Source organism: Oceanospirillum linum (genome assembly GCF_001995095.2).
In the GTDB taxonomy this organism is placed as follows: Bacteria; Pseudomonadota; Gammaproteobacteria; order Pseudomonadales; family Halomonadaceae; genus Oceanospirillum; species Oceanospirillum linum.
Window position 1 is genome coordinate 1 of the sequence record NZ_MTSD02000253.1, and the last position, 383, is coordinate 383.

General features: G+C 51.7%; 2 protein-coding genes. Both read right to left on the bottom strand.

Annotated elements, in window-relative coordinates:
• Positions 1-223, bottom strand: a 223-nt coding sequence (locus BTA35_RS17525; RefSeq protein ID WP_139363772.1) for a hypothetical protein, incomplete at its 3' end; no start/stop codon positions are given.
• A partial coding sequence (locus BTA35_RS18885; RefSeq protein ID WP_439098068.1) for a hypothetical protein occupies positions 223-383 on the bottom strand: 161 nt, incomplete at its 5' end. The genes BTA35_RS17525 and BTA35_RS18885, both read right to left, overlap by 1 nt.

Genomic DNA, 383 nt, shown 5'->3' on the forward strand with positions numbered 1-383 from the left:
ACTCAACCATGCGCTGTCCTGCTTTTTGCGTATAACAACTGGTTGTCCCCTTCAGATCGTGACAGCCCTTGCCAGCCTGCACACCAATGCGCGGCATGGCATGATTCAGGTCGATCTCAAGTACCGTTAAGTTCAAGCGCTCTAGGCTGTTTAGAGCTGCGGCAACTAAGTTCAAACTGTTCTTCATGTGCTGGTTAGGCTTAATACGGTGTTGTGCGGCCATTACATTGCTCCTAGTTCTGTCCATGCGGCTTTGATGTAGTCGGTACTTAGGCGGTCGTCTGCCCCTTTGGCAAACATGCTGGCAAGGCGCAAGGCTTTGGTAACCCCCCTTAAAGCGCCCGGCTTGGCGGCAATCTCTTTTAATAGGTGGGTCTCTTTAG